General features: G+C 57.9%; 11 protein-coding genes and 2 pseudogenes. 9 read left to right on the top strand and 4 right to left on the bottom strand.

Going from position 1 to position 12,997, the window contains the following annotated elements; translation table 11 throughout:
- Nucleotides 1–10 precede the first annotated feature (10 nt).
- Entirely contained in the window at nt 11–2,386 is a 2,376-nt protein-coding gene (locus ACSQ87_RS16715) for a phosphoketolase family protein (RefSeq protein ID WP_436273835.1), read from the bottom strand.
- A 251-nt stretch (nt 2,387–2,637) separates the two neighbouring features.
- On the opposite strand from ACSQ87_RS16715, the gene fnr reads away from it, so the two are divergent.
- Nucleotides 2,638–3,381 (top strand): fumarate/nitrate reduction transcriptional regulator Fnr, encoded by a 744-nt coding sequence (fnr, locus tag ACSQ87_RS16710; RefSeq protein ID WP_095128433.1) that lies wholly within the window; start codon nt 2,638–2,640, stop codon nt 3,379–3,381.
- Nucleotides 3,382–3,405: 24 nt separating this feature from the next.
- Nucleotides 3,406–4,389: a zinc-dependent alcohol dehydrogenase family protein gene (locus tag ACSQ87_RS16705; RefSeq protein WP_436273834.1), complete on the top strand. Its 984-nt coding sequence runs from the start codon at nt 3,406–3,408 to the stop codon at nt 4,387–4,389.
- Here the strand turns inward: ACSQ87_RS16705 and ACSQ87_RS16700 are convergent.
- A complete protein-coding gene (locus ACSQ87_RS16700; protein ID WP_436273833.1) occupies nt 4,379–5,290 on the bottom strand; it encodes a universal stress protein in 912 nt (303 codons plus the stop codon). The two genes, ACSQ87_RS16705 and ACSQ87_RS16700, sit on opposite strands and share 11 nt — an antisense overlap.
- Nucleotides 5,291–5,515: 225 nt before the next feature.
- Between ACSQ87_RS16700 and ACSQ87_RS16695 the strand changes: the two genes are divergently transcribed.
- Complete coding sequence (locus tag ACSQ87_RS16695) at nt 5,516–6,079, top strand: N-acetyltransferase family protein (protein ID WP_436273832.1); 564 nt, start codon at nt 5,516–5,518, stop codon at nt 6,077–6,079.
- A gap of 54 nt (nt 6,080–6,133) precedes the next feature.
- Here the strand turns inward: ACSQ87_RS16695 and ACSQ87_RS16690 are convergent, their stop codons facing one another.
- Nucleotides 6,134–7,057 carry a universal stress protein gene (locus ACSQ87_RS16690; RefSeq protein WP_436273831.1) on the bottom strand — a complete coding sequence of 308 codons (924 nt, stop codon included), beginning with the start codon at nt 7,055–7,057 and terminating at the stop codon, nt 6,134–6,136.
- Nucleotides 7,058–7,266: 209 nt separating this feature from the next.
- On the opposite strand from ACSQ87_RS16690, the gene ACSQ87_RS16685 reads away from it, so the two are divergent.
- Together ACSQ87_RS16685 and ACSQ87_RS16680 are read left to right on the top strand one after the other, a co-directional pair.
- Nucleotides 7,267–7,590 carry a PAS domain-containing protein gene (locus tag ACSQ87_RS16685; protein WP_436273830.1) on the top strand — a complete coding sequence of 108 codons (324 nt, stop codon included), beginning with the start codon at nt 7,267–7,269 and terminating at the stop codon, nt 7,588–7,590.
- Nucleotides 7,566–8,168, top strand: a complete 603-nt coding sequence (locus ACSQ87_RS16680; RefSeq protein ID WP_436273829.1) for a diguanylate cyclase domain-containing protein — start codon at nt 7,566–7,568, stop codon at nt 8,166–8,168. Before ACSQ87_RS16685 ends, ACSQ87_RS16680 begins: the two co-directional genes overlap by 25 nt.
- A gap of 18 nt (nt 8,169–8,186) precedes the next feature.
- On the opposite strand, the pseudogene ACSQ87_RS16675 reads toward ACSQ87_RS16680, so the two are convergent.
- Nucleotides 8,187–9,372, bottom strand: a pseudogene (locus ACSQ87_RS16675) (MgtC/SapB family protein).
- 351 nt (nt 9,373–9,723) lie between these two features.
- Here ACSQ87_RS16675 and ACSQ87_RS16670 point away from each other — a divergent pair.
- The 4 genes and pseudogenes from ACSQ87_RS16670 (at nt 9,724) to ACSQ87_RS16655 (ending at nt 12,969) form a co-directional block, all read left to right on the top strand.
- Nucleotides 9,724–10,650, top strand: a complete 927-nt coding sequence (locus ACSQ87_RS16670; RefSeq protein WP_436273828.1) for a universal stress protein — start codon at nt 9,724–9,726, stop codon at nt 10,648–10,650.
- 36 nt (nt 10,651–10,686) lie between these two features.
- Nucleotides 10,687–11,592, top strand: a complete 906-nt coding sequence (locus tag ACSQ87_RS16665) for an amino acid ABC transporter substrate-binding protein (protein ID WP_436273827.1) — start codon at nt 10,687–10,689, stop codon at nt 11,590–11,592.
- Nucleotides 11,593–11,789: 197 nt separating this feature from the next.
- A complete protein-coding gene (locus ACSQ87_RS16660; protein ID WP_436273826.1) occupies nt 11,790–11,912 on the top strand; it encodes an SDR family oxidoreductase in 123 nt (40 codons plus the stop codon).
- Between the two features lie 219 nt (nt 11,913–12,131).
- A pseudogene (locus ACSQ87_RS16655) lies at nt 12,132–12,969 on the top strand (AraC family transcriptional regulator).
- The last annotated feature ends 28 nt before the right edge of the window (nt 12,970–12,997 follow it).

Here is a 12,997-nt window from a genome sequence, read left to right as displayed (position 1 = left end):
ACACAGGACCTCAGCCATCGGCCACAGGCGTCCACTGCCAGTTCAGCACCTCGGGCATGTCTTGCCCGTGCTCGATGAGGTAGAGCTTGTGTTTTTCCATCGTCGACCAGTATCGCGACCGCGCGTTTTGCAGTTGATCATGCAGGCGGGGCACCCGCTCGATGACGTCCAGTGCCAGTTGATAACGGTCCAGGTTATTGATCACGGCCATATCGAACGGCGTCGTGGTCGCGCCCTCCTCCTTGAAGCCACGGACGTGGAAATTGTCATGATTGGTGCGTTTGTACAACAGGCGGTGGATCAGCGCGGGGTACCCGTGGAAGGCGAAAATCACCGGTTTATCGACCGTGAACAGTTCATCAAACGCTGTGTCCGGCAAACCATGGGGATGCTGGAAGGATGGCTGCAGCACCATCAGGTCGACTACATTGATAACCCTGACACGCAAATCAGGAACGTACTCGCGCAACAAGGTCACGGCAGCCAGGGTTTCCAGGGTCGGCACGTCACCGGCGCAGGCCATCACCACGTCTGGGTCCTGATCATCCCGGCATGCCCAGTCCCAACGGCCGATTCCTGTCTGGCAATGTCGGATGGCGGCATCCATATCCAGCCACTGCCACTCCGGTTGTTTGCCGGCGACGATGACGTTGATGTAATCGCGGCTTCTCAGGCAGTGGTCAGACACCGACAACAAGCAATTGGCATCGGGCGGCAGGTAGATCCGCACGACGTCCGACTTTTTATTCGCCACCAGATCGATGAACCCCGGGTCCTGGTGGGAAAAACCGTTATGGTCCTGGCGCCAAACATGGGACGTCAGCAAATAATTGAGCGAAGCAACGGGTTTACGCCATGGCACCTCAGCGGCGGTTTTCAGCCATTTGGCATGCTGATTGACCATCGAATCGACGATATGGATGAATGCCTCGTAACAGGACAGCAAACCATGGCGGCCCGTCAGCAAATAGCCTTCGAGCCAACCCTCGCACACCTGCTCGCTGAGGATCTCCATGACCCGGCCATCGACCGACAGGTTCACATCGTCCGGCTCCAGCGGCTCCATCCATGCTTTGGCGCTGACCTCGTAGACCGCATCCAGTCGATTCGACGCAGTTTCATCCGGGCCGAACAGACGAAAGTTTTTCGATAGCAGATTGTTTTTCATCACATCGCGTAAAAAAGTGCCCAGTACCCGCGTGGCCTCTGCGCGCAGGCTGCCAGGCACCTCGAGCTTCACCGCATAGTCGGTGAACCGCGGCAGGTCCAGAGCCCTCAACAACAAGCCACCGTTGGCGTGGAGATTGGCACTCATGCGCCGGTGGCCGGTCGGTGCCAGTGCAGCGATTTCGGGCAGCAAGGTGCCATTGGCATCAAACAGTTCACCGGGACGGTAACTGTTAAGCCACTCCTCCAGTTGTCGCAGATGAATCGGCTGCTGGAAATCGGCCAGGGGTACCTGATGCGCGCGCCAGGTGCCTTCGACGCGATGGCCATCGACGAATTTCGGGCCGGTCCAGCCTTTGGGTGTGCGCAACACCAACATGGGCCAAAGCGGCCGTTCTGGTGCTCCGGACTGCCGAGGCTGGCGCGCTTCGCGCTGAATCTCGCGGATTTTCAGCACCATCGTATCCAGCGTCCGGGCCAGGGCCTGATGCACCTGCGTCGGATCATCGCTTTCAACGAAATACGGATCGTAGCCATAGCCATACATCAGGGCTGACAGTTCATCCTCACTGATTCTGGACAGCACCGTGGGGTTGGCGATTTTGTAGCCATTGAGGTGCAGGATCGGCAGCACAGCCCCATCACGCGCCGGGTTGAGGAACTTGTTGGAGTGCCAACTCGCCGCCAGCGTACCGGTTTCGGCCTCACCGTCACCGATCACGCAGGCGACAATCAGGTCTGGGTTATCAAAGGCGGCACCGTAGGCATGGGCCAGGCAATAGCCCAGTTCGCCGCCTTCATGGATCGACCCCGGAATCTGCGCCGACACATGGCTGGAAATCCCGTACGGCCAGGAAAACTGCCGAAACAGGCGAAGCAGACCGTTGGTATTGCGCTCCACCGATGGACAAAATTCGGTATAGGTGCCTTCCAGGTAGGTCTGCGCGACAACCGCTGGCCCGCCATGGCCGGGACCGGCGACGAAGAGCATGTTCAAGTCGTACTGGTTGATCAGCCGATTGAGGTGCGTGTAGATCAGGTTAAGGCCTGGCGTCGTGCCCCAATGGCCCAGCAACCGCGGTTTGAGGTGGGCCAGGGTCAGGGGCACCTTCAGTAAAGGGTTATCTTTGAGGTAGATCTGCCCGACAGCCAGATAATTGGAGGCCCGCCAATAGGCATCCAGCCCCTCCAGTTGCTCATCACTCAGAAAATCGCTCATGAAGTTCTCCGCCAACGGCTCGACCTACCGATAGTCATTCGTGGATTCTGGGAGCCTGAAACGCCCAGGACTTGATTTACATCAAGTCTCACCGCCGGCAATCAAGTTGAATGGCGTGGGAGTGCTCTGAACATCGGCCCGCAAGACGCGGGTTTTCCCCGTTCGTCAATTACCCCGGCGAACGCCCGAATGAGCTGCGCGCCCGAAGACTCACCATCTATGCTTAGAAAACCCCAGATGGCGTCCCTCCCATGCCTGAAACTCGTCCCCTTCAAGTTCATTACCTCAAGGCCGCGTGTTCCAACTGCAGCGTGTTGGAGTTGTGCCTGCCAATTGGCCTGAGCGGCGCGGAAGTCGAGCGACTGGATACGCTGATCGTGCAACGCTTCAAGGTTAAAAAGGGTGCCGCGTTATACCGCACGGGTGATCCGTTGCGTTCGCTTTACGCGGTCCGTATCGGCTCATTCAAGACCAGCGTGTTGTCAGTCGATGGTCGTGAACAGGTCACGGGTTTTCACATACCCGGCGAGATGCTCGGTCTGGACGCCATCAGCGCCGATGAGCACGCCTGCAATGCTTTTGCCCTCGAGGACAGCGAAGTCTGTCCCATCCACTTCGCGCAACTGGAGAAACTCGCCCAAAACCTGCCGTCGCTGCAGCACAACCTTAACAGGCTCCTGAGCCGTGAAATCGTGCGTGATCACAGCATGTTGATGCTGATGGGCAATATGAACTCGGATGAGCGACTGGCGGCTTTTCTGCTGAACCTGTCGCAACGTTTTAGTATCCGCGGCTATTCATCCAGGGACTTCGTGCTGAAAATGCGTCGCGAAGAAATCGGCTCCTACCTGGGGCTGCGGCTGGAAACCATCTGCCGGGGCATTGCGCACCTGCGGGATCAGGGACTGGTAGAAATAACGGGCCGAGACGTCAAAATCCAGAACATGGAAGGGCTCAAGCAGCTGGTCGCGGGCTGTCATCGCTCCCCACGCTGACACCCGCACGTCTGGAGGATTGTCATGCGTGCCATGGTTCTTCATATTCCCGGCCAGCCGCTGCAACGGGAAGAGCGCCCCATCCCGACACCCGGGCCACACCAACTGTTAATCAAAGTCCTGGCATGCGGCGTGTGCCGCACCGATCTGCATCTGGTGGACGGTGAGTTACCACAAGCGGTATTGCCGCGGGTACCGGGACATGAAATCGTCGGTGAAGTCACAGCGGTAGGTGCCGACGTTGCGCCCAGCTGGATAGGCCAGCGGGTGGGTGTTCCATGGCTTGGCTGGACCTGCGGTCACTGCGTGTTCTGCCGCTCGGGCCGGGAGAATCTGTGTGATCAGGCGCAGTTCACCGGTTGTCATCTGGACGGTGGTTACGCCGAGTACACCGTAGCCGACAGGCGTTTCTGTTTCCCTATTCCTGAGGTGCTCTCGGACATCGAGGCCGCACCGCTGCTGTGCGCCGGGCTGATCGGCTTTCGTGCGCTGCAAATGGCCAAAGACGCACGCCATCTGGGCCTCTATGGTTTCGGTGCAGCAGCGCATCTGGCGATTCAGGTGGCGCGGGGGCGGGGGCAGAAGGTGTATGCCTTCACCCGACCGGATGACAGCGAAGGCCAGGCCTATGCCCGATCCTTGGGGGCCGAATGGGCCGGCCCTTCGGATCAGCCTCTGCCACACTTGCTCGATGCCAGTCTGATTTTCGCCCCCGTCGGTGCGCTAGTACCGGCGGCGCTGGCGGTAACGGTCAAAGGCGGCTGCGTGGTGTGCGCCGGCATTCACATGAGCGACATCCCTTCGTTCCCTTATCGGCTGCTGTGGGGCGAGCGCAGCGTTCGTTCGGTGGCCAACCTGACCCGAGAAGACGGCACGGCGTTCTTTGCGGAGCTGCAACACACGCCCGTGCACTGCGACGTCACCCGTTTTGCCCTGGACGATGCCAATCAGGCGCTGGCGTGCGTGCGGGCCGGTCAGTTCAACGGCGCGATCGTACTCACCCCGTGACGCTCGGCCTGACCGCCAGAATACTGCCCGGCACCGAGTACAGCGCCCGTTCGGTGTTGCTGCCGATCAACCGGTCAATCCCCACCCGGTGCACCGTACCCATCACTACCACATCAGCCAGGTACTCCTCGACAAACTCACTGATCACCGGCATCGGAAGGCCCATGACGAAATGCCGCCGTTCGGGCGGGATATTGTAGCGCTCTGCCAGGGTGACAAACGCCAGATGCAAGGATTCACGCAGTTCCTCGATAACGCCCACGCCCCAGCCACCACCCGCCAGCGGTGCATCGCTGTTGAAAACGGGCGACAAGTCATAGGCGTAAAGCAGGTGCAGCGGGGCATCGCATTGCAGGGCCAACGCATTGGCGGTTTGAATAATCGTGTCATTCAGGCCACTGATTTGCGTCGACGGATCAAACGGGTCTACCGCTGCGACGACCCGGTGCGGCAACTCGTAACGGGCCTGATTGACCAGGTGTACCGAAATCGGGCATTCGCGCAGCAAGTGACAATCGAGCGGCGTGATGAACACCCGCTTGAGCGTTGGCTCGAGGGTGACATCCTTGATCAACAGGTCGGGCTTGAGCGCTTCGACCGTCTTCAAAATGTCCATCAATGGATGAGTGGTGAAGACCACCTCCACCGTGACATCCAGTCCTTGGCCGGTGAGCCGTTCGACCTCATCGGACTCCCAGCGGCGATAGCGGCGCAAATACCGCTGATACTCTGCCTCGTCAACTTTCTCTTCCCACAAATGCACGATCGGTGCGGGTTCGACGAAGACCCGCACATCCAGCACAGCCCCGCTCGCCTTGGCCAGAGCTACAGCACGCAGCATGGCGGGGGACTGATGCAAGGTTCGGTCGGCGATCAGTAACAAGCGTTGATAATGACCCATCACACACCTCGGCTCGACGCCGGTCCTGAAGCGCCGGCAGGTTTCAAGACTGCGCTCATTACCCACTCCCCCAGGTTGACTTATATCAAACACGTGCGAATGAATACTGCTTTCACGAGTCTCTGATCCAGATCAGATTCAAGCGCCGCCAACGGCGTAGAAAGAAATGAACCGCGGGGCTCATCACCCCGCGCCAACTTTTCAAACCGGATGGAGGATCACCCCATGCTCACTGTCAAAGACCACAATGATCGTGCCGCTGCCGCCTACGCTGCGGTCACCGGACAATACTGGATTGAAGCACTCAAGGACGGCCGCCATGTGCTGATCCGGCCGCTGGCGGAAAAAGATCGCGAGCGTGAATACGCCTTTATCAAACGGCTGTCTCCCGAGTCCCGGCACATGCGTTTTCTTGCGCAGATCAACGAACCTGGCGCCGCCATGCTTAACCAGTTGATGGACACCGATAACAAACAGCGCACAGCCTACATCGCGCTGGTCCACGAAAACGGCCAATTGATTGAGATCGGCGTCAGCCGCTACGCCGCCACGGGCGAGCATGAATGTGAATGCGCCGTGACAGTCGCCGATGAATGGACACATCTGGGCCTGGGTACGTTACTGATGGAGCATTTGATCAAAACCGCTCGCAAAAACAACTTTCGCCAGATGTATTCGGTGGATGCCTCCAGTAATGCACCGATGCGTGACCTGGCCAAGGCTCTAGGTTTCGAGACACGCAATGATCCCGATGACAGCCGTCAGGTCATCCATCGTCTTTTCCTGTAAAAAATCGCCCCGCGATGTTCCGGCCAACGGTTCATCACGGGGCTATCCAAGTTCTCAGAATTGCAGCATCTCGCTCGGTTTGATCGCAAGTACACTGCAAGGCGCCCGGTGCAAGAGTTGTTCGGCCGTGGTCCCCAGTAGCTTGTTCAACCCCTTGTGCTGCACCGTTCCCATTACGATGACATCGGTGCGGTGGTCAGCGGCAAATTCACAAATACTAGATACTGGTGCGCCCTCGATGAAGTGCCGACATTCCGGTGGCACGCCGTGACGCTCTGCCAGGGCCGCAAATGCCTCGTGCTGAGCCACGCCCAACGCTTCATAAATCCCGACGGCCAGCGGCAGCGCACCAAATCCCATGTCCTGCGCATACACGGCCGTCCAGTCAAAGACATGCAGCAGCTCAAGCCGGGCGTCACATTGTTCAGCCAGCTTGGTCGCAGCGTCGATAATCTGGTCGTTGAACACATGATCCTGCTCTTCGCTGCGCATCACATCGACGATGGCCAGCACGCTGCGGGGTCGTGGATTGAGGGCATTGGTCACCAGATGCACCGGCACCGGACAATCGCGCAGCAACTGCCAGTCCAGCGGCGTGAAAAACACCCGTTTCAATGCCGATTCTTCTTGGGCTTCCTTGATGATCAGCGCCAGCGGCATTTCGTTGACGAAGTGCAGAATCTCCTCATAAGGATGCTGTACCCACACCACCTCGCTGGTGACCTCGACCCCGTGTTTGCTCATCAACCCGGCTTGCTCCGCGAGCCACTGCCGATGGGTTTGCAAATACCCGTCCTGGGCCAGGCTGATTTGTTCAGGGGCGAACAGGCCGGCTACCGCCAGGGCCTGCAAATAATCGAACGCCACGATGTGCAACGGCAATTGCATGACTAACGCCAACGCGGCGGCGCGATCGAACGCCGGTGTGCGGGTCATGGCTGGGGGGGCTATTAACAGTAAACGCTGTGTCTGCGACATGGGGTACCTCGGCACGCGGCCATCTGGCTGGAGTGAATAGAAATCCAGATTGAGCGTTCCTGCCTGAGGCGACTTGATCTTTATCAGAAACGACGTCCTGTATGACGTTGATTACGGCAGATAAGATTGATCTTGATCAACGGATTCCCTCCTCCATCGCCCTAGCCTGAATCAAGGCTTAACGTGTCAATGGCAATGTCGGAGGGGCAATGATCGAATATGACCAGCAGTTGTTGGTAAGAGCATTGGATGCTGCGACAAATCCGGTATTGATCACAGAGCGGACGGGGTGCATCGTCTGGATCAATAAAGCGTTCTGCCTCTTGAGTGGCTATTCCAAACCGGAGCTGGTGGGAAAAACCCCGCATCTGCTCTCGTCGGGACGACAAAGTACTACCTTCTATCGGGACCTATGGCTGACGCTCCTGGCGGGCCTGACCTGGCAGGGAGAAATGGTCGAGCGACGCAGGATGGCGCTAGCTGTACCGTCAATCAGGTCATCCCCCCTGTGCTCGATCATCAAGGTGTGGTGACGCACTTCATCGCCATCTTGCACAATTTCAAGTTGATGGATGACGAGCGCGCCAACATGCAGCAGTTGGCGTTTCACGACACCCTGACCGGGTTGCCTAACCGCAGGTTATTTCTGACTCTGCTCGATCAGGCGATTGACCACGCCACGAAACATCAACAGTCGTTGGCGTTGATGTTTATCGATCTGGATCGCTTCAAGTCGGTCAACGACACGTTAGGACACGCCTGTGGGGACAAGCTGCTGGTAGCGGTGGCCGAACGCTTGGGCCAGTCCGTGCGCAGATCCGACGTTGTCTCTCGTTTAAGCGGGGACGAGTTCGCGATTCTGATCACGTGCATGGATCAAGTCGACCAGCTTGAGGCCTTGGCCAATAAGCTTATCGCCGCGATCAATCAGCCCTTCATGATCGAGGGACAAAGTATCGAAATGCGCATAAGCGTCGGTATCAGCCTGTTCCCCGCGGATGGAGTCATCGCCGAAGACTTGCTCGGGCAAGCTGACGGCGCGATGTACCAGGCAAAAAAGGCCGGTGGCAATACCTGCCGGTTCAGCCTCCTGACGCCACCCTCTGATTGAGAACTCAATACACGGGCCTCAGTGCAACAAGGTGCCCACCCACATCGCCAGTGTCAGCAACACCTGGCCGGGGATCACATAAGCGGCGAACCGTCGTCCGCCGCTGACCCAGGCCACCAGGCATTTGCTCAGCGAGTTACTGCTGACAGCAATCAGCGCGGGGTCGGCAATGGCATCGAAAGGCAACAGCCCGGCCTTGGCCAGGGAGGCAATGGACGCCGTCGAGGAATGCGCATCGGCAAAACCGGTAAGGGTCGCGGTCAACATCACCCCTACCTCGCCAAAGTGGCTGAGCATCACTGACGACAGAAAAGTGATACCGGTCATGGTCAACGTGACGACCAGGGCCAGCTTGAGATTGAACGCACCACCCACCTTGATCGGCTGGTTGGCGTCGGTCGTAGGCGTGGGAAACATTAAGCCCAGGCCATAACGCCGTGGCAGCAGCACCGCATAACAGCGGACCCCACATGTGACGCAACAGGCCGGTATCGACCGCCCCCAGGATCAGGCCGACCTGGGTGACGGTAGCCAGATTGGACAGTATCGCTGCCGCGCTCAGAATTTTGATGTGCTCTGGCTCTTTGGTAACGAGATGCCCCATGGCGGCGATGGTCATGGTACTGGAAGCAAACCCGGAAGCTATGGCGCTGATCGCATAGCCATAACGGCTGCCCAAGGTACGCACAGCGATATGCCCCATCGCACCCACCGCCATCAGCAATACGGTCAGGGTGCAAATGGTGCGCAGGTTGATGGCGGCGTAGGGGCCGATGAAACGGTCCGGTGCCAATGGCAGCACCACCAGTGCAGCAATCAGTAACACCAACCCGTCGCGCATTTCCGCTTCGGTCAGTTGGCTGCGGGCAAAGTGGTGCACCTTCTGCCGGTACATCAGCAGCCCGGCAATCACCACACCAATGACAATGGCCAGCTCAGGCGCGGTGCTACATAACGCACCCAATACCAACACCGTGAGCAACGCCACTTCGCTGGTCACACCCGGGTCGTTACTCAAGCTTCGCCAATACGCCACGCAGACCAGCATTGCCAGTCCGAAAGCCATGATCCCCACCAGCAGACCACCACCGACCAACATTGCCCCGTAACCCAACAACGCGGTAATCGCAAACGTACGCAAGCCAGCACAGGCACGGCTGTCCCCTCGCCCCTTGTGCCGTTCGCGTTCAAGACCGATGAGCATGCCGATCCCCAGCGCAGCGGCCACTCCCGCCAAGCCCAAGGTTTCGATCATGGATGCCCCGCTCTCATGCTCGCCATGGCGATCCCTCCAATCCTATTCTTGCGCTTGAGTTCAGCACGCCCTGAAGACTGCGCCGCAATGACGGACGGGAGGTTGATAATGGTCAACCATTTCATGATGGACTCGGTGCGACTAACCGCACGTCGGACGGAATTTTTCGTCCCTCGCCAGTTTGACAAAAATCAATCTCCCCTCCCCGGCAAGCGGCAGGATGAGCCTAAGGCTTCACTGCCCAGACGCACCGTTGCCATTGAGCACAGGCGTTTCTGGATTACCTACGGGAGATTTGTCATGTCTGAGCAATCACGTTTCATGCTGGTCGTCTCGCCCCTGATGGAAAACAGCCCCGCTTTCGACCGGGCCGCAGCGTTGGCCAAGGCTTCGGGTGCGGCATTGCATATTGTGGCGTTCGATTACCTGGAAGGGCTGGCGACGGCCGGGATGGTCAACGAACAAGCGCTGGAGCAGATGCGACTCGGGTATGTCGAGCGTCATCGCCAATGGCTGGAAGAGCAGGCCCGTCCCTTACGCAAAATCGGAGTGCACGTCACCACTGAAGTGGTCTGGGTGGAAAGACCCTTGCAGGAAATCCTCATTCACCTCAAAGAACAGCCGATGGCCGCACTGATCAAGGCTCTTGAGTACGAATCGCTGCTGTCACGCCTGATGTTCACGCCCCTTGATATTCATTTACTGCGTGAATGCCCCGTGCCTTTGCATTTTGTCAGTCACGTGGAGCACGCCCTGCCACGCAAGATTGTCGCCGCAGTTGATCCTTTCCATCGCGATGGCCAATACGAAGGTTTCAACGACCGGATTCTGCGCGAGGCCTCAAAACTGGCGAGCACCTGTAATGCGACGCTCGATGTGATCTATGCCCATGACCTGTCCTCCATCAGCGCCGACGAATTCGGCTTCGACAACGCCTCTGCATTCTTTTCCTCAGGTACTGCCAAGACTCTGTTCGATGCACAGGCCGATGCCTTCCGCGAGCTGGCCGAGCGCAACGGGATCCCGCCGGAGCGCCAGCACATGATCATGGGCAATCCGGCCAAGGTTCTTTCCAGCTACGCTGATGCCTATGACATCGACGTAATCGTCATGGGCCGTATAGGCCATCGTGGCATGGGCCGATTGGTCGGCAGTACGGTGGAACATCTGCTGTACAAAATGCCGTGCAGCGTGTGGGTTGTTTCACCAGAAGAACTGGCTGACTGAAAGAAGCACACGAATCAGAAAGTGGGAGAACGGGGTATGAACGCACCACTGAACAATGCCGCCAACCTGATGCTTGCCTGCGTCATCACGCTGATACCGGTAATAGCAAATGCCAGTACCCTTGAGCGCGTGCAGACCGGGCAATCGCTCACCCTGGGCTTTTTTCCTGACTTCGCTCCGTTCAGCACCCAGGAAGGTGACAAGGCCAGCGGCTATGGGATCGACCTGTGCCTGAAGGTGGTCGACAAGGTCAAGAACGAACTTGGGCTACCCTCTTTGCAAGTACGCTATCAGCCTCTCAAGATTAACGAAGAAGTCGATGCCATCAGCACCGGAAAAGTTGACATCGTTTGCACGCCGACACTGGCAACACTGGAGCGACGCAAAACAGTCAACTTCTCGATTCCTATCTACACCGCCGGTCTTTCGGTCGTGGTACGCAAGAATGCGCCTGCCGGGTTGCTCAAAGTGCTGAATGGCCAGGTGGACAAGACCGGCCCGGCCTGGCGCGCGTCTGTCAATCGCGGTCTGGCCAACATGACTTATGCGACAGTCGCTGGCAGCGTCATTGACCAGTGGGTCCGCGACCAACTGCGCGCGCTGGGCGTAACGGTGACGCGGGTCACAGTCGAAGACGCGAATGCAGGGCTCAAACTGGTTGCCAATGGCAAAGCTGATGCTTTCTTCGCTGAGCGCATGGTGCTGACACACATCCTCGACAACACATATCCTGACAAGAATCTTGTATTGCTGGACCGCATCTTTGACTACTCACCGACCGCAATGATGGTCGAGCGGGACGATGAACGCTTCCGCTTGCTGGTGGATACCGCGCTGAGTGAAATGTACCGTTCGGGTGAGATCGAGCTGGCATACGACAGGCACTTGGGAGGCGTCAGCGACACAACCAGGAAGCTGTTCAAGCTCTATGCGCTGCCTTAAGCGATAGCGTCGGCGGTGTGCCGTTCATCCTCGATCAAGGCGATCCAAAAATCGACTTTGGGTGACTTAAAAGACCGGAACCCGATCAATGTGGGAGCAAACTTGCTCGCGAAGGCGGCTCACCATTCGATATTGATGCTCGGTGCCACACCGCTCTCGCGAGCAAGCCCGCATTCACACCCGCACGGTTCAGCCAGATGCTGCGATTGGGAACGGCGCAGGAAAGTGCCGCAGCAGTGATATTCCTCGCCTCGGAGAAAGCCAGTTTCATAACCGGGCAGATACAGGGTGTCAATGGCGGTGGCGTAATGAACGGCTGATTCCTACGTTCAAGGTGGCCAGGCTATGAACATTTCCGCAAACGATATCAACATTGCTGACACTCTAAAGGCGCTGGCCGCCTGCACAGTCTGTGCACCCAGACTATCAAGAGGCATGGCGTCTGATAACTAAATGTTTTCATATAACACGTAAACGTAAGGATCCATCGTCAGCCCTCTTGATTGGTCCCACCGGAGTGGGGAAAACCAGATTGAGCCATGGTCCAGGGCGAAATCCCTGAGCACCTGCTGGCTGCGGTTTAAGTGCCGATGATCAACCTGATCCTGCAAGGCAGCAAATCAATGACCATCGGAGACCGCACGCGTCTCTATGACCCGGCGACTTATTTCGTCATGTCCATCGAGTTGCCTGCGGTCGGTCAAGTACACCCTGCTGCTTCCGGTGAGCCTTATCTGGCGGTCAGCCTGACACTTGATCCGACGGTCCTGGCAACGCTGCTGGCGGACCTGCGAAAGCCCATCGGGCATTACGACAAGGAAGCAGGTTTTTCGGTAGCCGCTGTCACGCCCGACCTGATGGACGCCTGGGTTCGCTTGCTGCGATTGATGGGCCGACCTGAGGAAATTGCGGCCTGGCACCTGCCTACGAACGGGAGATTCTGTACCGTGTTTTGCAAGGTCCCAAGGCTGGATGCTGCGCGATATTGCGGCACCCGATAGCGCCATGGCTCGGGTCAGCCTGGCCATCCAGTACATTCGTCGCGACTTCACCAAGCCCATCCGTGTGGAGACACTGGCGCAACAAGCGGCGATGAGCGTGTCGGCCTTTCACCGGCACTTCAAAGCCGTCACCGCGCTGAGCCCGTTGCAGTATCAAAAAAGGGTTCGTTTGCTTCAGGCGCGGACGCTGCTGGTGGCCAACGCCAAAAGTGTCACGAGTGCAGTGTTCGAGGTCGGTTATGAAAGCGCGACACAATTCAGCCGCGATTACGCACGGGTATTCGGCATGCCGCCCTCACGAGATGCCGCGCGGATTGTTGGGGAAACCCGAGGCGAGAAAAGACAGGAAATAATGTCTTTTAACCAGTCCAGATAATGAGTGTCCCTTGATGAGATACAGCAAT

Origin of the sequence: Pseudomonas sp. LjRoot277 (assembly GCF_964253845.1) — a bacterium.
Classification (GTDB): domain Bacteria; phylum Pseudomonadota; class Gammaproteobacteria; order Pseudomonadales; family Pseudomonadaceae; genus Aquipseudomonas.
This window is presented reverse-complemented; position numbering and strand designations above follow the sequence as displayed.